Source organism: Prosthecobacter fusiformis (genome assembly GCF_004364345.1).
Taxonomy (GTDB): domain Bacteria; phylum Verrucomicrobiota; class Verrucomicrobiia; order Verrucomicrobiales; family Verrucomicrobiaceae; genus Prosthecobacter; species Prosthecobacter fusiformis.
Genome location: NZ_SOCA01000003.1, coordinates 326,813 through 347,079, shown reverse-complemented (window position 1 = coordinate 347,079; position 20,267 = coordinate 326,813). Strand labels below are relative to the sequence as shown.

At 57.9% G+C, this 20,267-nt stretch carries 16 protein-coding genes; 5 read left to right on the top strand and 11 right to left on the bottom strand.

Annotated elements, in window-relative coordinates:
- Positions 1-111: 111 nt before the first annotated feature.
- The 4 genes from EI77_RS10840 to EI77_RS10825 are packed head-to-tail and all read right to left on the bottom strand — an operon-like array spanning position 112 to position 4,395.
- A complete protein-coding gene (locus EI77_RS10840; RefSeq protein ID WP_133795284.1) occupies positions 112-2,205 on the bottom strand; it encodes a TonB-dependent receptor in 2,094 nt (697 codons plus the stop codon).
- Between the two features lie 50 nt (positions 2,206-2,255).
- Positions 2,256-3,113: a metal ABC transporter permease gene (locus tag EI77_RS10835; RefSeq protein WP_243838787.1), complete on the bottom strand. Its 858-nt coding sequence runs from the start codon at positions 3,111-3,113 to the stop codon at positions 2,256-2,258.
- Positions 3,114-3,118: 5 nt separating this feature from the next.
- Entirely contained in the window at positions 3,119-3,904 is a 786-nt protein-coding gene (locus EI77_RS10830) for a metal ABC transporter ATP-binding protein (RefSeq protein ID WP_133795283.1), read from the bottom strand.
- The gene (locus EI77_RS10825; RefSeq protein ID WP_133795282.1) at positions 3,898-4,395 is read right to left on the bottom strand and encodes a hypothetical protein; all 498 of its coding nucleotides are present in this window, start codon (positions 4,393-4,395) and stop codon (positions 3,898-3,900) included. Before EI77_RS10825 ends, EI77_RS10830 begins: the two co-directional genes overlap by 7 nt.
- 209 nt (positions 4,396-4,604) lie before the next feature.
- Here EI77_RS10825 and bamJ point away from each other — a divergent pair, with 209 nt between their 5' ends.
- Together bamJ and EI77_RS10815 are read left to right on the top strand one after the other, a co-directional pair.
- Complete coding sequence (bamJ, locus tag EI77_RS23980) at positions 4,605-5,390, top strand: BamJ family beta-barrel-assembly machinery protein (RefSeq protein WP_133795281.1); 786 nt, start codon at positions 4,605-4,607, stop codon at positions 5,388-5,390.
- A 154-nt stretch (positions 5,391-5,544) separates the two neighbouring features.
- The gene (locus tag EI77_RS10815) at positions 5,545-6,891 is read left to right on the top strand and encodes a Gfo/Idh/MocA family protein (RefSeq protein WP_133795280.1); all 1,347 of its coding nucleotides are present in this window, start codon (positions 5,545-5,547) and stop codon (positions 6,889-6,891) included.
- 58 nt (positions 6,892-6,949) lie between these two features.
- Here the strand turns inward: EI77_RS10815 and EI77_RS10810 are convergent, their stop codons facing one another.
- Positions 6,950-7,543: a molybdenum cofactor guanylyltransferase gene (locus EI77_RS10810; RefSeq protein WP_133795279.1), complete on the bottom strand. Its 594-nt coding sequence runs from the start codon at positions 7,541-7,543 to the stop codon at positions 6,950-6,952.
- 13 nt (positions 7,544-7,556) lie between these two features.
- Positions 7,557-8,849, bottom strand: coding sequence for an alpha/beta hydrolase family protein (locus tag EI77_RS10805; protein WP_208300334.1), 1,293 nt, complete (start codon positions 8,847-8,849; stop codon positions 7,557-7,559).
- Between the two features lie 47 nt (positions 8,850-8,896).
- Here EI77_RS10805 and EI77_RS10800 point away from each other — a divergent pair, with 47 nt between their 5' ends.
- Positions 8,897-9,682: a creatininase family protein gene (locus EI77_RS10800; protein WP_133795278.1), complete on the top strand. Its 786-nt coding sequence runs from the start codon at positions 8,897-8,899 to the stop codon at positions 9,680-9,682.
- A 10-nt stretch (positions 9,683-9,692) separates the two neighbouring features.
- Here EI77_RS10800 and rlmN read toward each other — a convergent pair whose 3' ends face one another.
- The 4 genes from rlmN to EI77_RS10780 all read right to left on the bottom strand — a co-directional run bounded on the left by rlmN (position 9,693) and on the right by EI77_RS10780 (position 13,302).
- Entirely contained in the window at positions 9,693-10,829 is a 1,137-nt protein-coding gene (gene rlmN / locus EI77_RS10795; protein ID WP_243838786.1) for a dual-specificity RNA methyltransferase RlmN, read from the bottom strand.
- A 27-nt stretch (positions 10,830-10,856) separates the two neighbouring features.
- A complete protein-coding gene (locus tag EI77_RS10790) occupies positions 10,857-11,462 on the bottom strand; it encodes a hypothetical protein (protein WP_133795277.1) in 606 nt (201 codons plus the stop codon).
- A gap of 91 nt (positions 11,463-11,553) precedes the next feature.
- Positions 11,554-12,210, bottom strand: a complete 657-nt coding sequence (locus EI77_RS10785) for a DUF4412 domain-containing protein (protein ID WP_133795276.1) — start codon at positions 12,208-12,210, stop codon at positions 11,554-11,556.
- Between the two features lie 69 nt (positions 12,211-12,279).
- The gene (locus EI77_RS10780) at positions 12,280-13,302 is read right to left on the bottom strand and encodes a DUF72 domain-containing protein (protein ID WP_166647182.1); all 1,023 of its coding nucleotides are present in this window, start codon (positions 13,300-13,302) and stop codon (positions 12,280-12,282) included.
- A 46-nt stretch (positions 13,303-13,348) separates the two neighbouring features.
- Here EI77_RS10780 and EI77_RS10775 point away from each other — a divergent pair, with 46 nt between their 5' ends.
- The gene (locus EI77_RS10775; protein ID WP_208300333.1) at positions 13,349-15,028 is read left to right on the top strand and encodes a sulfatase-like hydrolase/transferase; all 1,680 of its coding nucleotides are present in this window, start codon (positions 13,349-13,351) and stop codon (positions 15,026-15,028) included.
- Between the two features lie 11 nt (positions 15,029-15,039).
- The gene (locus tag EI77_RS10770) at positions 15,040-16,608 is read left to right on the top strand and encodes a sulfatase family protein (protein WP_133795274.1); all 1,569 of its coding nucleotides are present in this window, start codon (positions 15,040-15,042) and stop codon (positions 16,606-16,608) included.
- Between the two features lie 157 nt (positions 16,609-16,765).
- Here EI77_RS10770 and EI77_RS10765 read toward each other — a convergent pair whose 3' ends face one another.
- Positions 16,766-20,170, bottom strand: coding sequence for a PVC-type heme-binding CxxCH protein (locus EI77_RS10765; RefSeq protein WP_133795273.1), 3,405 nt, complete (start codon positions 20,168-20,170; stop codon positions 16,766-16,768).
- Positions 20,171-20,267: the final 97 nt, after the last annotated feature.

Sequence of the window (20,267 nt, the reverse complement as noted above, 5' to 3'; positions counted from 1 at the left end):
AGCCTTGCCACATAAAGGCACCGTTTCCAGAGTCGTGAAAACCAAGTCTCGTTAAGCAAATATTCTGTCACCTCCGACAGCCTAACAGAGGCCTCAATCCTGAAAAAATAATCAAAACCGCCACTCCACACCTAACCACAAAGATCGCGGAGCGGCGACGGTGCGAATCCCGTCTCCGCTGAGGCCGGTCTGGATCTGCTCGTTGAAGAGATTTTCCACCCGCACCTGGAAGACCGCGTTCTTCACTCGCCAGGAGGCTCCGACGCGCACGCTATGGTAATCCGGAATGGCTCGCTGGGCCAGGGCATCATCAAACTGCGACGATCCATATTCCCACCCCGCAAAGAAACCCAGCCGCTCCGTCGCACGCCATTCTCCGCTGGCGATCAAGCGCAGCTCGGGAGCCTGCGGGAAGGGTTTACCCTTGAGCAAAGGCTGGTCCGGGGATTCACTAAATTCCGTCTGTGACCACAGTCCGCGCAGGTCAAAGGTGACCTCCTCCACCGGCAGCCATTCCATCCCGGCCTCGATTCCATAGACACGCGCCTGGTCCACGTTCCGCCGCTGCGCACCCGTGCCACCCGGCGGGATGACTCCAAAGATCTCCGCGATTTCAGCAGGGTCCGTCACAGGCACATTGGCGATGGCATCCGAGATCCAGTGATGAAACACGGCAGCACTGAGCGTGAAGTTTTCCACAGGCTTCCAGGTCACGCCGCCTTCCAGGCTGAAGAAACGCTCAGGATCCAAACCCGGATTGGCCTCCACGATGTCATTGCGCACGCGGAAGGGCCGATGAAGCTCGTTCAAGCTGGGCAGCCGATAGGAGGTCCCGGCAGACAGCCGCGTTTCCACATTCTGTGGCAAGGTGCGCGAGAGTTCCAGGGAAGCCGAGGGTTCAATGCCATTCCGGTCCGGCTGGATGTCTTCCCGCAGAAGAGCTCCGTTCGCGAGAGAGGTCTCGATGCGGCGGCCATCCGTGAGTCGCCAGCCATCCAGCCGCGCACTGACGGCGAGGCGTGTCAAATAATCGGGCCGATATTCGAGGAGGCCGAAGATGCCGGCCATAGCTTGCTCGCCACCGGCTTCCCTGCGACGAAAAGTCCCCACATCTTCATGGGTGGCTCCACTGATGGCCCGTGCATCGGCACCCCCGGTGAAGCTCCAGTGACCGCCATCGTCCCGCTTCACCGTCAGGGCTCCCCCCGTGCTACGGGATGGCACATCATACTGGTTCAGCGCCACCGTCTCCATCGTGCGCGCAGGGTCCAGTGAGCTGAAGACGGACTCAAACTCCCGCCGCTGATGATAAGCCAGCGCCTGCCAGGACCAGCCATCCATTTCACCCGTAATGCGCAGGGCAAAGTCCAGGGCTTCCGTTGAATTGCCCGTAAGCGGGGTACCGTTGCCACGCTCCTCTTTATAATAGGACACCATCGGCTCCACCAAAAGGCCCGTCGCTGGAACCCAGGCAAATTTTAAATCACCCCCAACGACATCCGTGACCAGCTTCCTATCGATGGGGCCGCGCTGCTCAGGTGGCACCGCATAAAACCCGTCCGTGTGCAGACCAAAGGCCGAAAAGGAAACGGCCCGTGTCTTTTCCGCGTTGCTCATCACATGCACCATGGACCCGCTGAGCGTGCCCTGGCTACCGCCGCCTGCCCGGATGGTATGCCTTTCTTCAAAAGGCGAATGGCTGCTCATATGCACCACACCCGCCGGGCTCTGGTTTCCCCAAACGGCAGATTGGGCAAAAGGCACAATCCGTATAGAATCCAGCGTGGCTGGGTCGTAACGTGCCCAGTAAACCCAGCCGCCAAAGGGATCATTTTGTGGAATGCCATCCAGCAAAACAAGGGTGCGCGACGCTGCCGTGGCACCTGTATTTCGCAGACTTACGCCAGCCGAGGTGGGGTTTCCAAACATGGATGACTGCCGCCGGTAGAGGGAAAAGGAAGGCTCGCGTGCCAGCATTTCATCCACCGTTCGAGGTGCCTCCTTCAGCAACGCCTCACGATCCCACTCCACCAGAGCCGCTCCGACTCCCGATGTACCAGTCCGCTCAGCCAGCACCACCACCTCGGGCAGCTCTTCCACAGTCTGCCCGCACGCTGGAGAAGCCAGCCATGCCGTCAGCAACAATGCGGCAACCACCGTTCCAGAACTGTAGCTTGAGGCGGCGGGAGAGGTGAACAGGGACATGCGAAGACGAAAACGGCGCTGCTTCCGCTTTCTCTAGCAAAAGCACTCTTCTATACTCGTCCACGCTTACTAAACAGGCCGTATCGCGGACTGAAAATATAAGCCAGCAAGAACAGCCCGCCGAGCACCACGATGATGCTGGCACTGACGGACCAGCCTAAAGGGTAACTCAAAAAGAAAGCCAGGACCGAGCCAAATGCCCCGATGAGGCCCCCACCCCAAAACAGGGTGCGTGCATTGTTCGTCAGCAAATAAACCGTGGCTGCCGGGGCCACCATCAGCCCCACGCTCAGAATGCAACCCACCGCCTGAAGCGACGAGATCAGAACTAAAATCGTGATGCCAAAAGTAGCGTAGTTAAGAAAGCGCACAGGCACGCCGAGACTGGCGGCGATGTTCGGCTCAAAGAGATATATCAGCAGCGGACGCTGCAAGGCAGTGAGGGAGAGCACCGCGATGGCACTGATGCCAAAGGCGATCCACATATCACTGTCCGCCATGCCGACAATGCTGCCAAAGAGCCACTCATCCAGCTTCTGCCGCACATTGAGCTGGGTCAGGATCAGATACCCGCCGGCAAACGCCGTGGTATAAAGGATGCCCATGGAAGTATCCTGGTCCAGACGCGAGGTGCGGGAAAGAAAGATGGATCCCAGCCCAACCAAAAGTGCGGCAAAAAGCGCACCCGCCAGCGCGCTCCACTGCGTGAGCCCCACCATGAGCACCGCCAGGGCAATGCCGGGCAGCAGGGCGTGGGACAGCGTGCCCACCTTCAGTGCAGACTTCCGCAGCACCACAAAGGCGCTCACAAAGCCATTGGCAAAGCCGATCATCAGGCAGGCCAGCAAGGCCCGCCGGGCGATGGGTTCAGCCAGAAATTCAGAAAGAGATGGCAGGTCAGCAGGCATGGAAATCAGTGGTCATAGGCCTCCGCAATACGCTCCGGAGTGAAAGCGGTGGCCACTTCCCCAAAGACGACCTGGGTGCGTTTAATCAAAAGCACGTCATCGAAGTTTCCTTCCACCGTTTGCAGGTCGTGGTGGCTGGCGATGAGGAGTCTTCCTTCCGCAGTCAGTTCGCGAAAAAGCCGCGCCAGATTCTGCTGGGCCGGCCTGTCCAGACCGGTGAAGGGTTCATCCAGCAGCAACACATGCGCCTCCTGGGCCAGAGCGCGGGCGATAAAAGTGCGCTGCTGCTGGCCGCCTGAAAGAGCGCTGATCTGCCGGTCCTGCAGATCCAGCAGGTTCATGGTCGTCAGGGCACGCTGGACGATCTCCGCATCATGCCGGGAATACTTTCGCCACCAACCCAGATTGGGGTAACGTCCCATTTCAACCAATCCACGTACCGTAATAGGAAAGTTCCAGTCCACATCCCCGCGCTGCGGCAGGTAGGCGATTTCGTAGCTGCTGCGCGTGAGCGGCTTCCCACGCCACAAGATGCTGCCACTGTCCGCACGCAGCAGGCCAGCCAGTGCTTTCAGGAGTGTACTTTTGCCTGCACCATTCGGGCCGATGAGGGCGATGCTGCGCCCGCACTCCGTACCAAAAGTGATTCCATCCAGCGCCAGTACCTCTTGATAGCTGACACGCAAATTGTTCACCTCCAGCCGGTGGGCATGGGAGTGGGTGCAGCCACCGCCGCCCCAGCAGACGTGCTCTTTGCGGTGGGCCTGGTCGGGTGGAGCGTGTTTTACCATGTGAAAGTGATGACTTCGTTGAGTGCGGCCTCCGTGGACCAGCGCGTTTCACTGCGGGTCTCGAAGCCATCCGGCTCCAGTTCCAGCGTCAGCGCAGTATCAGGCGTGCCTTCCGGCCAAGTCGCACTGATGATGAGTTCATTGCCGTCATGAGATACTTCCAGGTCCGTTTTGAATTCCACCGGCGAGGCATTCAGATCCAGCTTGTCTGCCAGTTCCGCACCTTCCTGTAGCAGGCTTACCGTCAGTGGGCGGTGGGCAAACCGCAGCCGCACCAGCGTAGGCACCTCGACATGTTTATGATCACCTTCTGGATGATCCGTTCCACCCTTCACCACCTGTTCTCCATCATGTGCATGCTCCTCATGGCCCCCATCCTCCGCATGGACAGGGGAGGCAGCATATCCATTTGTCAATTGAACCAGCGGAATAGCCAAGCCCACGAAAACAAGGCCGAGCAGGAAAAGCTGAACTGGAGGGAAACCGCGCATTATTTGCAATAACGTCGGTCCATTCCTTCAGGACGTCAACAAAGGAACAAATTGCCATTGGAGCCAGAAACACCCCAAGATTTTATCCAGACCCAGTATTTAACTGCCAGACTATCGATGGGCTCCCCGTTCCCGGATGTAGCAATAGAGGATATTTTCTTCTGTTGACCAGTTCCCGCATCTCTCCGAGTCTCGTAACTCTCCAACACATGAAAGCTACCCTTCGCCTTGTCTGCGCCGCATTCACCGCCGCAACCACCCTGTCAGCCCAAACGGATTCGGCAAAACCCGCCGCAGAAGTCGCCAAACCAGCTACAGAAGCTGCAAAACCTGCTGGCGAAGCCGCCGCACCTGCGGCACCAGTTTCGATGGACAAAGTCAGTTATTTCATTGGATCCCAGATCGGCGGCAACATCGCCAACAACTTTAAACAGCAGGGCGTCGATATCGATCTGGATAGCTTCCTCGGTGCTGTTCGTGACCAGTTCGAAGGCAAGCCTTCCAAGTACAAGCCTGAAGAACTTCAGCAAGCCATGGAAGGCTTCCAGAAAGTCATGGAAGGCAAGCAGGCCGAAATTCAGGCCAAGCAGGCTGCCAAGGCAGGTGAAGTCAAAGCCGCTAGCGCCAAGTTCCTGGCTGAAAACGGCAAGAAAGAAGGCGTGAAAACCACCGCCAGCGGCCTTCAGTATGAAGTCCTCAAGCAGGGCGACGGCGCAAAGCCAGTGCCGACTGACAAAGTGAACGTCCACTATCACGGCACCCTGCTGAATGGCAAAGTCTTCGACAGCAGCGTGGATCGCGGTGAGCCAATCACCTTCGGCGTGCAGGAAGTCATCAAAGGCTGGACCGAAGGCCTCCAGCTCATGTCTGTGGGTTCCAAGTACAAGTTCTACATTCCTTCTGAGCTGGCTTACGGCGACAACGGCGCTGGTGCAGACATCGGCCCAGGCGAAACACTGGTCTTCGAAGTCGAGCTGCTGAAGATCGAAAAATAATCGGGTCAGATTCTCCTTCACTCTTTAACTCAACGGCTGCCAGCATCCCTGGCAGCCGTTTTGCATTTTAAGCTGGGCTGCCCGGTCTTTTTATGACACAAACTGCACAAAACGTGTCCTGACTGCGTATTGTCTGACCCGTCTTATTTCACTTATGAGCCACAGCCAACCGTCCCGCCGTTCCTTCATCAAATCTGCTGCTGGAGCCGTCGCAGCCCCGTTCATTCTGCCCTCACGCATTTGGTCTGCAGAAACCGCCCCCAATTCCCGCATCAACCTGGGCTTCATCGGCGTGGGTAAAATGAACAGCGGTCACCTGGGCAATTTCTTGGGCCGCGAATCCGTGCAGGTCGTCGCCGTCTGCGATGTGGATACCAACCGCCGTGAAAACGCCAAAAAGCGCGTGGATGACACCTATGGCAAGCAGGCAGGCACGGAATACAAAGGCTGCTCCGCTTATAACGACTTCCGTGAGTTGCTGGCCCGCAAGGACATCGATGCCGTCGTCATCGCCACGCCGGACCATTGGCACGCTTACATCGGCATCGCCGCCGTCCGCGCGGGCAAAGACGTCTATGGTGAGAAGCCGCTGACCCACAATGTCCATGAAGCCCTGACCCTGACCAAAGCCGTGCGCGATAGCGGACGCATCTTCCAGACAGGCTCCCAGCAGCGATCCAGCAAAGAATTCCGCGTAGCTGCTGAGCTCGTCCGCAACGGCGTCATTGGTGACATCAAGACCATCACGACTTCCTTCGGTGACCCAGCACCCGTTTACAATCTGCCCGAAGAGGCCGCTGAGCCAGGACTCGACTGGGACCTCTGGTGCGGCCCAGGCCCGCTGAAGCCTTACAACAGCATCCTCAGCCCACGCGGTGTCCATACCCACTTTCCGAAATGGCGTGACACTCGCGAATTCGGCGGCGGCATGATCACCGACTGGGGCGCACACCACATCGACATCGCCCAATGGGCTCTCGGTGTGGATGAAAGCGGCCCTGTGGAAGTGCGCGCGGCCCAAGGCAAGGACGCCAAGCGCGGTGCCCAGCTCGTTTACGCCAATGGCGTGGTCCTGACCCATGAAACCGGCAAGGGTGTTTCCATTTACGGGACCGAAGGCGAAATCCACGTCAATCGTGGCAAATTTGAACTCATCCTCGGCGGCAAAACCGTCCATAAGTTCTTCGACAAGGCCGTGGATAAAGGCACCTCCCTGGACCGCGAAGTGATCCTTACCGAGCGCGAGTTCCTCAAGGACGCCAAGGTGAAGCTTTACGACAGCAAGAACCATCACGATGACTGGCTCAACAGCATCAAAACCCGCGAGCGCCCCATCTGTGATGTGGCTGTCGGTGCCACCACCGTCATCTCCTGCCACCTGATGAACATGTCTTACTATTCGGGCACTTCCTTCAAGTGGAACCCCACGGAGCGCACCTTCGCTGAAGGTGGTGATCCAAAATGGCTTACCCGCGATTACCGCGGTGAGTGGGTAGTCTGATCCCAAATTCAGTCCGTTCGTTGTGGAACGAAAGGCGGCCTCTTCAGAGGTCGCCTTTTTATTTGCCCGTCTGTTGCCACTCCGCTGGAGTATTCGCATTGGCAAACAACACCGCATCCACCTGCGCCAGCGGAAGGATGATCGCCAGCCCTTGATCCCGGCCCTGCTCGATGACCCGGCGCAGACTATACTGCTGTTTATTCATGGCCTCGCCTAACAGTGGCAAAAGGGACGGTGTATAAACGCCGACCAAAGGCTCACTCCCCTGCCCCAATGAAAAAAAAAGGGACGTATCCGCCAGTCCATGAATCACTTCATTCAAAAAAGTGGATGTCATCTGCGGCATGTCCACCGCCAGGACCAGCAGAGGCATTTGTACCCTTTTCAGCGCCTCAATGATGGGCCCCATCGGTCCACAATCGCTACCGGGCGGATCGAATAACCACTCCACACCGCTCTCTGCACCGCTCTGCAACCCTTGCTCCTCACGACAGGCGATGAGCAACCTCTCCGGTCTGTTCACCCGCAGTTTGGCCAGTTGCACCTGCCACAGCGGCTTTCCCGCCCACTCCAGCAGTGCCTTGTCCTGGCCCATGCGCACAGACCTTCCGCCAGCCAGCAGCAGCGCGGAAAAGGGTGTGTCAGACATCATGCAGTCCTCGGCTTTACTCAGAACGCAGCCCCACACTGTTCACAGAGATCACCTGATAGGCCTTGGCATCAGCGGCAGGCGCCGGATCAGTAAACATCATCTCCGCCAAAGGCTTTTCGGGAGTGTCCCCATGAGTCATGCGTTGGAAAAGCGCACGGCCAAACTTGGCCACACCCTTCTCCGGTACTCGCCCAATTTCTTCACCATTTCGCAGGATGATGAATTGCTGAATCCCGCTTTCAAAATCTGCCTTTGCATCCCAGGTCAGCACTCCTTTGTCAAAGGTCACATTCGTCGCTGCTGGAGGCGGAGTCGTATCTCCCACCGTGCCCGTTTTCAGGTATTCAGCACGCGCTTTCACCAGTTCCTGGTTAGGCATCCAGGCGGAAGATTCTTTGGCTCCCTCATATCTGCCCGCAGCCACCGCGACCTCGCTGTCCATCTCAGACAACCATCCTTGGCTGACATCCACAGGTTTTAAAACAACTCCTGTTTCGGGCAATCGCATCTCCAGGCAGGCATCCAGAAAGGGAATGGCCAGGTAGCGGGAATCTCCGCATTCATGTCCGGTGCGCGGATCACGGGCAAACCCCGCAGGTGCTCCCTTGGCCCTCCAGGCCGCAAACATCGCCCGGTCCCCCACGCGGGCAGGCCCGTGACGCTTGTCCTGCTCTTCCTTCAATCCTCCATTGAAACAAAATGGAACCTGATACACCGCATCCGTCAATGTGGGGCGTGGGATGTCGCCTTTCTCCCAAACATAATAGGCAGATCCCGAGCGGAACCAGATGGCGGCAATCCTCTCAGGATGGAGAGTCAGCATCAGGCTGGACCAAAAAGCCCCCCCGCTATGCCCCCACAATGCCCAAGGAACCTGGCTGATTTCGGGATGCTTCGACTGAACGGCAAAGTCCTCCAGACAGCGCAAAAAAGCCTTCTCCGATCCATTGCGCGGATCGCACCATTTCCGGCAATCATCCCCATCCTCCTGGTGAAAAGACGGACCCAGGAGTGCGCAGCCATGCTTTTCCGCCAGGGCCTGCCAATGCAGGTCATAGGCTGCTGTCTCTCCGTTCTTACACGCCCCAGCTCCGCAACCATGCTGATGCACGATGACCCCGCGGATCTCCTTCACCTCATCTGGCACCCAGAGAATATAGGTCACACCATAGATCAGCTCTCCCGGCTTTTCAGACGGCGGGTATTCGAGTGTGAAATAGGATCCTGCCGCCTGGGCAAGTATCGGAAACAGAAACAATGCAGCTAACAATCGCATAGCTTCAATCATGGCGGCAGGCAGAGGCACGCGTCAAGATGCTTGGCAAATCACTGCATCTGTGGAGTATCCCTTTCATGAACCCGCCGCGTCCCTGGATCATCGCTGAAACGAACTGGAAACAGGTCAAAGAGACCCGTTATGAAGTGGCAGTGCTACCCTGGGGCGCGACCGAAGCACACAACTGGCACCTGCCCTATGCCACCGACAGTCTTCAAAATGATGCCCTGTGTGCCGAGGCAGGCCGCATCGCCTGGGAGGCCAGGGCCAAGGTGGCCATCCTGCCGAACATCCCTTTCGGCGTACAGACGGGCCAGCTCGACATCCCCTTTTGCCTCAACATGAACCCCACCACCCAGATGGCAGTGCTGGAGGACATCATCTCCTCATTGGAAGGAGTGGGCGTGCCAAAATTTGTCCTCTTCAATGGTCATGGTGGCAATGATTTCCGTCAGATCCTGCGGGAGCTTCAGGCCCGGCATCCGCGCATCTTTCTCTCCGTCGTCAACTGGTTCAGCATCAGCAGCGGTCAGGACATCTTCACCATCGTCGGTGACCATGCCGATGAGCGTGAAACCAGCCTCATGCTGCATCTGCATCCCGAGCTGGTCCTGCCCAAGGAAGAATGGGGACCCGGCACAGACAATCTGTGGAAGCTCCCCGCCATGCGTGAAAAATGGGCCTGGGCGCAGCGTGCTTGGACGCAGGCCACGAATGACACCGGCTCCGGTGACCCACAGCATTCCACCGCCGAAAAAGGCGCACGCTACTTTGAGCGCCTAACTACCAAGTTCGCCAGCTACCTCATCGATCTCGCCTCAGCCGATACGAAGGCGATGTATCAAACATCTGCCACGACGTGACATTCGCCGTTTATGCCCCCGCACCAATCGTGATCCGCTTCTCGGGAATCGGAGACTCGATGATCCCATCCTCCGTCTCTTGCCGCAGTCTCAACTGACCGCACGCAGCCGCTATATCGTGGCCTTTTTCACGGCGTAAAGTAGCTTTCACCCCGGCATTCAAAAGTACGTCCCGGAAGGCATCCTGAACCTCCTCCGTGGGCCGCACCCATTGCAGACCTTCGACCGTGTTATAAGGAATCAGGTTCACCTTGGCATCCAGTCCCTTCGCACGTTTGGCCAGCCGATGAGCCTGATCCAGGCCATCATTCACCCCCTGGATGAGGATGTATTCAAAGGTGATGTGCTGCTTCCGCTTCGACCGCCAATAAGCCAGCGCCTCAAAGAGTTCATCCAGGTTATGCTTCTTGTTAACCGGCATGATCTTGTCACGCACTTCATCGCTGGCTCCATGCAGAGAAATGGCTAGGCGAATCTGCAAAGGGAAATCCGCCAGCCGCTTGATCTGCGGTGCCAGGCCGCTAGTGCTCACCGTCATGTGCCGGGCACCGATGCCGATGCCCCACTCGGAGTTCAGAATCTCGATTGCCTTGGTAACGTGGCTGTAGTTGGCCAATGGCTCGCCCATGCCCATGAAGACCAGATTATCCATCCGCTCTCCGCTGTAAGCTTCCACCTGGACAATTTGTTCCACGATTTCCGCCGCCGTGAGATTGCGGGCAAACCCGGCCAGACCGCTGGCGCAAAATTTGCAATCATAGGCACAGCCTACCTGGCTGGAAACACACAACGTGTGCCGGTCCGATGCCTCACCATACAGAGCGGGATTGGCCGGAATAAGCACCGTTTCCACAAAGCGGCCATCATGCAGCTTCAGCAAAAACTTCCGCGTGGTATCCTTGGAGCCAGTGACCGTGCTGATCGTCATCGTACGCGTCACATACCGCTCAGCCAGGGTCTGCCGCAGTCCTTTGGACAGATTTGACATCGCCTCGATGCTGACCGCGCGCTTGGCAAAGGTCCAGTCGATGACCTGCTTCGCCCGAAAGCCAGGCTCGCCCAGTTCAGCCATAAAAGCAGTGATCTCGGGCGGAGTCAGGCCGAGCAAAGAAGGGAGGGCAGCAGGTTTGGGGGCGGCAGCAGTCAAAACAGAAAAGGCGGTCCATCGGACGAATCAGTGCAGGAAGGCCTCCTGCAACACGATTTGCCCATCCCGCATTTGATAGCGGGCACGCCAGGAATCAGCTATCGCCGAAACAGCGCTTAAAACAACCTTGTTCTCACCCACGGGATGCTGGATGAACTGGCGACCTTCTGCTTCCAGCCGGGGCAGCTCCGCCCAGCCCGTGATGCCCAGCCCGGCAATGACACTGCCCGGCGGCAACGGCGTCGGGTCCATGAACCAAGCCTGTGGAATCATCTGCAAAAGGTGCGCGTAATGGCTGGCACGCAGCTCCGCCGTCCAAAAATCCCGCAGGGCATGCAGATGCAAAAGCGCCTGCCAGCCTGGCTGGGTCAGAGGGAGTAATTTACCCTCTCCCTCAAGCAAACTGCCATCCCAGGTCAGGTCAAAGGTTTCTGGAAGCGCTGTCTCCACTGGCTCCTGCGGCATCCAGTCCCTCAGAAACTTCGTCAATTCATCCCCCAGGCGTCCTTTCTTCCATCGGTTCTGTAGCATCCCCATGGCCGCCAGCCAGCGGGCACATTCATAGCCCAGCGGGCGCAGGTCTTTCCAGGCAGGATGATCCTCGGGCAGGCGGGAGACGGCAGGAGCAGACATGATGATGCCCTTAGTAACGGCAGTGACAGCCCACCTGGCAAATAAAAGCAACAGGGCACTACCCCTCTGCTCACTGAAATCTCCGGTGCGATCACTTCCCCGGTATCCCTGGCATCTTCATTTCTTGATAATCCGTTGGCGGGACAAAAACAGCTTCTTCCACCGTCTCTTCCTTCATTGAAACCAGTTCAGAGACATTGCTCTTACCACTCAGAATCAATTCTGACTTCACCACCATGCCGGGAAAATCGCTGGCTTGGGGTAGCATCCCAGACACCGGAGAGCCCATGGCTTTGGTCATCTTGTCCTGCGCCGCATTAAGCTCCTGATAATGCGGAAAGTCCTTGGCGATCCAAAATTTGCCAGTGCCTAGCTGACCGCTCCAGGTGTAAATTTCACACTCATGCTCGCCGATTTTCTCCTTCTCGCCAGTCGCCACGGGCTTGGCTGCGGGAGCGGTCCCCCCCAATGCGCTTCCAGCCATCGCCATCATGCTTTTGAGCGTCTCTTCATCCATTTTCATCATCACTTTCTGGGCATGCATCAGCATCACCATGTTGGAGGTAGCCCCGTCATAGATTACCGTCATCTGCTCGCCCATGTCCATGCGGGTCTTGTCCCCTTTGATCTTGACGTTGATCTCCTGCACCTGTCCATCCGTCGTGGCTTTTTGGATAAGCACCAAGTCCGCAAAAGCGGATTGCAGGGCTAGAAACGACACGCCAGCAAGCAGAAGCGATTTTTTCATAGGAATAGGATCTTATTAAAAGAGGTCCCGGAAGGTCAATACCATTCCAGACACCCCTCATCCATCGCATTACGACGCTGGACCGGCTGTATTCCCTGCTTGCTGGGAGGCAGTCGTCACCATCACTTTGAGCATCTGCATCACCGCCAGGATGGTTAGCAGCGCATTGCCTTCCAACCGGTTGTTGATAAACAAAAAGCTCGGCTTGGTGATGCGCCGGAGGTTGTCCTGCCTGCGCATTTCAATCAACGTCGCTGCGGCCTGCCGCGCTTCCTCATAGATGTCCTTGGTGGCATTGTAGGGTTTAAACGCTTCCACTGCCTGCTCAAACGTGCGTCCTGGTTTCAACAAAAAGCGCGCCGCTGTGAAATCATCGCATGTCAGGCTGCCTGCCAGCTGAAGCTGCTCCGCCACGGACGGCATGTGCGTCCAGTTGTTCAAAACATGAGTCACCCCATGGCTTCGCAGCATGGCAAAATATTCGGGATGCAGGAGCGACTTGTTTCGCACCTCCACACCATACTGCCAGCCTTTGGGAAGCTGGCCAAGAAACGCGTCCAGCATGTCCACGAAATCACGCCCGCGCTGAAAATCCCGTGGATGAAAGTGGCTGAACTCGAACATCAGCACCCCCATCTTGTCCCGGTAAGGTTCACACGACGCAAGGAATGCCTTTTGAAACAGATCGGCGTTGAGAAAATGGGGATTCGCCTGCCCGCCCCGGTCCCCATACCTGGGCAGGTTGGGAAACGTGCGGGCGGTAATCTCATCCGTCACCTTGAAAGAAAACTTAAACCCGTCCGGCACCTGCCCGCACAATCCTGCAATGTACTGCGGTGACGGAAACTGGTAATACCCGGCATCCACGCTCACCGTCTTGAACACTTCGGCATACTCCTCCAGGCAATCCCGCTCGAACCGGCTCTTGGCCCATTTGCCCCGGTAAATATACCTCTGCTCATCATACAGCAGACCCGCCCAGCCAGGATACTTCCAGGAGGACGTGCCCACATAGACATTGCTCCCAGCCAGCGCGGCGAGGGCTGCCTTTAAAGACGCAACGGGGAATGGTGAGCCGGACGGGGTCAGCATCGTAGGGTAACAAAATACGAATGAGCCGCATTTGTCGCAATCGGAGATGTCCTGCCGTCGTTCACAGCAGTTCATCACCATGCGCACCTTTTTCATCGTACTCTCGCTGCTCGTCATCGGCTTCGCCCAAGGCGCGCCGAAGCCTCCCAACATTGTCTTCGTCCTCAGCGATGACCACAGCTATCCCTTCCTCGGTTGCTACGGTCGCCCGGAGATGAAGACCCCACATCTGGATCAATTTGCCGCCGAGGGCATGAAGTTTCATCGCATGTTCACCGGCGCACCCCAGTGTGTACCCTCCCGTGCTACCTTTCTCACCGGCCGCTCACCCGTCGCCTGCCGCATCACCCGCTTCAGCTCTCCCCTGCCCCGCGATGAGATCACCTATCCAGAAATCTTGAAAAAGGACGCCGGTTACTTCGTCGGCGTTCTAGGCCGCAGTTATCATCTGGATGGCTCCGGCCGTGGCCCCCCATCCACCGCCCGCGTCTTTGAGGCCAATCAACTCCAGACCTTCAAAGAGCGTTTCGACTATGTGGACGCCACCGGCCAGGAAACGATCCCTGCAACGATGAAGGCCTTTTTTGACCAGCGGCCCAAAGACCAGCCTTATTACCTCTGGGTCAATTTCAGCGATCCTCACCACCCCTGGAACAGCGGCACTAATCCGCCCGACCCCGCTAAGTTAAACGTCCCCGGCAGCCTGCCCGACCTCCCCGGCGTGCGCGAAGATCTCTCACACTACGAAGGCGAGATCGAGCACATGGACGGAGATTTCAAAAGGGTACTCGATATCATCAAGGAGCGCGCCGGTTTGGAAAACACCCTCATCATTTTCACGGGTGATAACGGCATGGCCTTCCCCAGCGGCAAGGGCAACCTCCATGATCCAGGCCTCAATGTCCCTCTGCTCGTCTGGTGGCCCGGCGTCATCCAGCCCGGCACCGAATCCCGCGCCCTGATCTCCGGGGAAGACGTTGCCCCCACTTGCCTGGAGGCCGCCGGACTTCCCGTGCCGACTCGCATCAGCGGAAAAAGTTTCCTCCCTCTACTGCGCGGCCAACCCTTCGAGCCACGCCAGCACATCTTTGCCGAACGCGGCCCCCATGGCAGCTCTACCTTTGACGAAAACGTCAAAGCATCCGGGGTGGATTACAGCCGCGCCGTCCGCAGCGACCGCTACAAACTCATCTACAATGTCACCCCCAGCCATATCTATTCTCCCGTGGACAGTGCAGGGGACCCTAGCTGGCAGGACATCGTCAAGGCACATGAAGAGAAACAGCTCGCCAGCGAATTTGAAACCCTCTGGTTCACCAGCCCCCGCGCCATCTATGAACTCTACGACCTCGAATCCGACCCCAATGAACTCCGCAATCTCGCTGGTCAGCCGGACATGCAGGACATCGAGCTGAAGCTCAAAGAAGCCCTCCAGGAAAAGATGATCCTGGACTTTGACTACCTGCCCCTGCCTCTCGCCCTACCGCCCAGGAAAAAAGCTGGATCGCGAAAACAAACGCCTGAAAAAGATCCGAGCCGCGAAAAACAGTTCATCCAAAAAGATACCGACAAGGACGGCGTTCTGAACTGGCAGGAATTCAGTAAAGGCCGCGGCCAAGCCGATGCCGAAGGCTGGTTCAAAGCCCGCGACCAAGACGGCAACGGCACCCTCAGCCGCGAAGAATTTGTCACCGGCAAAGTTTCCAACCCACCCAAGAAATCCTGATTGTTCCAACCATGAAACGGCTCCTCCTCATCTTCTGCTCCGCCCTTTGCGCGGCAGGCACCCTGGCCTCCGCGCAGGATGCCGCTCGGCCTAACGTATTATTTATCATCTTTGACGACTGGGGCTGGCGTGATGCCGGTGCCTACGGCTCCACCTGGGTCAAGACCCCCAATTTCGACCGCATCGCCAAGGAAGGCATCCTTTTCAAAAACGCCTATACCTCCAATCCCAAGTGCAGTCCCTGCCGCGCCAGCATCCTCACAGGCCGCAATACCTGGCAGCTTGAGGAGGCCGTCTGCCACGGCGGCATCTTCCCGCCCAAATTCGCCGTTTTTCCAGACATCATGCAGGCCGCCGGTTACACCATCGGCCTCACCGGCAAAGGCTGGGGCCCAGGTGACTTCAAACTCGAAGGTCGCACCCAAAACCCTGCAGGTCCCAGCTTCGATGAACACAAGATCCAGCCCCCGGCCAAAGGCATCGGACAAAACGACTACAGCAAAAACTTCGAAGCCTTCCTGGCTCAGCGAGACAAGGGCAAGCCCTTCAGTTTCTGGATGGGCTTTCAAGAACCTCACCGCGCTTATGAACTCGATTCCGGCACACGCCTCGGCAAAAAACTCGAAGACGTCGTCGTCCCTCCCTACTTCCCGGATACCTCCATCGTCCGTGGTGACCTGGCCGATTACGCTATCGAAGTCGAATACGCAGATGCCCACATCGGCAAAGCACTCGCCACCCTGGAAGCATCTGGCGAACTCGAAAACACCCTCATCATCGTCACTTCAGATCACGGCATGCCCTTTCCTTATGTGAAAGGCCAGATCCACGAAGACGGCTTCCACCTTCCCCTCGCCATGCGCTGGGGAAAAGGCATTCAGCCAGGCCGTGTCGTCGAAGACTTCATCAACGTCCGCGACTTCGCCCCCACCTTCCTGGAACTCGCCGGCCAGAAACCCCACTCCCAGATGACCGGCAAAAGCCTCGTCAATATTCTCAGCTCACCCAAATCCGGCATCATCGAAAATCGTGACTTCATGCTCGCCGGCAAGGAACGCCACGATCTCGGCCGACCTAACGACCTCGGTTATCCCGTCCGCGCCATCCGCACCCATGAGTACCTCTACGTTCACAACTTCCATCCCGAGCGCTGGCCTGCCTGCGATCCCGAAACCGACTTCGGCAACTGCGATGCCAGCCCCACCAAGGAACTCCTCAAAGCCCTCGGCGGCACCTATTTCGAGATGTCCTTGGGCAAACGCCAGCCCGATGAACTCTACCGCCTCAGCGATGATCCCTCAGGCATCCGCAACCTCGCCAATGACCTCGCCTTCGCCCCCGTCATGGCCGAACTCCGCGAAAAAATGATGGCCGAACTCAAAGCCGAGGGTGATCCCCGCGCCCTCGGTAACGGAGCTATTTTCGATACCTACAAATACCTCGGCAGCCGCAAAAAAGGCTATGACACCTGGCTCCAAGCCCAAGACGCCGCCCTCACCGAATCCATCAAAACCAAAGCCATCGAAGTGGACACCAAACAACGCGCCCGCTCCCCGAAAAAGCCCCGCCCAATTCCCTGACCTCCCACCATCACTCCACCTAACCAAAAGAGCCGTCGCACTAAAAATGCGACGGCTTTTTTATCGCAGCCTATCAGCCAAAAGTAGTCCAGAGCTTTTGCTCGCACAAAGCCCGCCTAACCATCCCATCCAGAACTGCCAAACATAACTCCCTCCCTCACTGCACCGTCACCGCCCCGTCCAAAATCTCCACCCGGAAGCCCGCCAGTTCTCCGGCATCACGGCCAATGACCACGCTCACCGGGTGTGTCCCCGCAGGCAGATCCAGCGTCAGCTCAGGCGTGATTTCCTTCAGCACCTGATCCCCCACCACCATGTCCACCGCCTTCGTGCTGCTCAGGCCCAGCTTCACCTTCCCAGGGCTGTCCAGCTTCAGCGTAAACTGGGCGATCTTCGGAAACCACGGATACATCTTGATCTGCTGTACCTCACTCAGCGGCACATCCCCGCTCACTTGTGAAAACAGCATCTGCCACGGATAGGTCGCATCCTTTTCATGCAGCGCATGCAGGCCCACATGACGGACGTGATCCACCGTTTCAGGCGTCATCAGCCCCATCACCCGCCACGTACGCACATAGCGGTTAGGCTTGATCTTGTAATCCCCCTCACGACCCAGTTCAGAAAGAAAACGCACCAGGTCCACAAACTCATCTTCACGCAGGCTCGCTGTCAGGCCCGGAGGCATCATGCTCGCCGGACTCATCTGGCGGCTGGCGATCTGCGCCTTCGGTACCTTTTGCAGTTGGTTCGCCGGGTCACGGATGATCACCTCATCCCCGCCGTCCTGCACCAGACCACCGCTCACCACGCTGCCATCCTTCAGGCCCATGATGATCATGTGATAGCCTTCCTTGATCTTCTTGCTCGGCTCCAGCAGGCTTTCGATCAAATAATCCACCGGCGCACTGCCCCCGATGCTTACTAAGTTAGGCCCTAAAACGCCACCTGCATCGCCAATGGCGTGGCAGCTCTGGCAGAGCAATTGCTGGCGGCGGTACACCTGCTCGCCACGAGCCGCATTGCCCTGATCCTTCACCTTCGCCACCAGTGCCGCCATCTGCTCCGGCGTCAGCGCCTGGTTCATCTGTTTCACACCGCCTGCGTTGCGCAGCGCATCCTCCAGCGGTCCCTTGATGCCACGGGTGGACACCATGCGGATACCCTCCACCGCCACAAAATCTGGGATGCTTTTTCCTGCAAGCTCCTTGGCCAGAACCCCGGGCAGCTGCTTGTTTTTGAGGAAAGCCGTCAGGATGGGTGCAGCCTCTTCAGCCGTTTTGGACTCCGCAAAAAACTCCACCGCACGTTTCGCGGCGAGCTGGGCACCCACATCCGTCAGACCTTGTACAGCGATGCCTCGCAGCTCTGCGTTTTCCTGGAAAACCTTGTCAAAAAAGTCACGTGACTTGCTTCCCCCCAGCTTGGCCAGCCCCTGCACCGCCCCGTCCCGCACCGCTGGCAGCGTCTCCGCTTTCACCAGGATGTTTTGCAAAGCCTCACGCGTAGATTCCACCTTCCAGGCACCTGCCAGGATCGTCGCCCGGTGGACGATCTCCACACGTGGACTCTCCAGCCAGGCTTTGACGGTTTCTTCCGCTCCCTCAGGTTTCGCCGCACGCGTCATGCCCGCTTTCACCAGCGCATCCATCAGGCCCACCACCTTGTCAGACATCGCCGGATCATTCACCATGTCCGCGATCAGCTTCGCCTGCGCAGCATCCGCGGCATCCCCGGCCATGGCCATCACTGCGGCCGCATCCTCCGCTTCCAGCTTGCCTTCCTTCAGCGAGACCAGCAGAGGCTTCAGTGCGTCACTGCGGCCCGTGGCCTTCATCGCATACACCAGATGCTTCGGATTGCCATTCAGCTTCAGGTCCCCCTTCAGCGCCAGCGGCATCCACACATCCGCCTGTTCGCGGGCCGTCAGCTCCAGCAAAAAGTCCAAGTTTTCATCCATCGGCTTATCCAGTACCTTCAGCGCCAGTTCGAAGGCCTTCGGCTGGCGCATGTCGGAAAGCACGGCCAGCGCCCACAGGCGCACCTGCGCATTTTCATCGCTGATACCCTGCTTTAAAAAATCCATCGCATCCGGCAGTTCCCGCCAGCGATGGGTCAGGATACGCAGCGCAGCCGACCGTACACGGGCATCCGGGGTCGCATACAGCTCACGCCACAGCTTGGGAGAAAAGCGATTCAGTCCTTCTCGCGCCCAGGCCACCTCCAGGAGGGTATGCCAGTAGTCCGGGGCAGCTTTGTCCAACCCGTCTGGCCAGGTTTTCAGCACCGGTATCACCTCCGTCACCCCACGCGCACGCAACTCCTGCTTGGCAAAATGACGTGTCCACTGGCGGTCACTCTTCAGCATCTCCAGCAGTTCAGTCACTGGCGCACCGACGATCTTCGGCATCACGCTCAGTGGCCGCCCCTTCGCCGTGATCCTCCAAATACGGCCATGGACCAGATCACGGCGCGGATCACGGAAGTCCACCTCACCATGCTGGATGATGGGGTTGTACCAGTCCGCAATATAAAGCGCACCGTCAGGTCCCACCCTCACATCGATCGGCCGGAAAGCGCGATGGTTGGAGGCCAGCACATCCTCCTCTTGTTTCGCGATGTAGCCGCTGCCGCTGGGCGTCACTTTAAAACGGTTCACGCGGTTGCCACGAAAGTCATTCGTCACCCAGGTGCCCTGCCATTCTTCAGGCCAATGCGGATCATCGATCACGTCCAGCCCACACTGCTTCGGCTGCCCCGGGGTCAGCCCGCTGAGCGTGCGCTTCGCCCCCGGAGAAGTTTTGAAAACACTGCCTGGGAAGATGTAGTTCAGCCCTTCCCCCCCCGCACCGTCCGTGGCAAAGGACTGGCCCCACTTGTCGAATTCATAGCCCCACGGATTCACCAGCCCTTTGCTGATGTATTCCAGCCTGCGCGTTTCCGGGCGGAATTCCCACACCCCGCCCCCCATCAGACGGCGCACCCCATGCGGGGTCTCGATATGGCTGTGGATATAGATGGACTGGTTGAATGACAGCAAACCTTCCGGTGTATGCCGCATCGTATGCAGCAAATGGTGCGTATCCTCCGTGCCGAAACCACTCAGCAGGATCGTCCTTTCATCTGCCTTCAGATCCCCATTCGTATCCTTCAGGAAAATCACCTCGGTCGAGTTCGCCACATAGGCCCCCCCATCACCTGGAATGACCCCCGTTGGAATGTGTAGATCTTCGGCAAAGACCGTGGACTTGTCCGCCTTGCCATCACCATCGGTATCCTCCAGCACCACCACTTGGTCCTTCGTCCCATCTCCCGGTTTGATCTGCGGATACGTCGTACTGCTCACCACCCACAGCCGGCCCTGCGCATCCCAGTTCATCTGCACCGGCTTGGCGATCATCGGCTCCTGCGCCCACAGTGTTACCTCCAGCCCCTCAGGGACCACAAAACCTGCCTTCTGCACTTCCGGATTGGGATCTGGCAGATCGGAGGTGGATTGCGGCTGGGAAGCCCAGGCAGCACCGGTGCAGAGCAAAAGAGAGAGAGTAAGGCGGCTGGACATGACGATGGGGTGACGAGTTAACTCGGAGCCAGGATGGGGGTCAAGGTTTCTCCGAAAAATCCGGACGGGAAATAACGGCGCTTCAAGCCAGTCTATG